The 283-nt window shown below is 36.0% G+C and carries 1 protein-coding gene; it reads left to right on the forward strand.

What is annotated here, in order from left to right:
- Window positions 1-283: pepsin/retropepsin-like aspartic protease family protein (locus J0A66_RS23135; protein ID WP_206576111.1), on the forward strand; the 283-nt coding region annotated here is incomplete at both ends.

A 283-nucleotide genomic window follows, 5' to 3' on the forward strand; every position in this document is an offset into this window, starting at 1 on the left:
GGGATCTTTTGGAAAGAATTAAACACAACTCTGAAGATTGGGAACTCGATGAAGGTAAAGAGATATATGTTACTATTAAACTTGCTAATAGAGACACTATATTACCAATTGGGATTGTTAGAGATGTTGAAGTCTTGTGTGGGAAAATAAAATACCCTACTGATTTTCTTGTTCTTGGTTCCCCACAAGATGACTTCTGTCCCATTATCTTTGGTAGACCTTTCTTGAACACAGTTAATGCTAAGATAGATTGTAAGAAACAAACTGTCGGTGTTAGCTTCGG

The organism is Bowmanella dokdonensis (assembly GCF_017254865.1).
Taxonomy (GTDB): Bacteria; Pseudomonadota; Gammaproteobacteria; order Enterobacterales; family Alteromonadaceae; genus Bowmanella; species Bowmanella dokdonensis.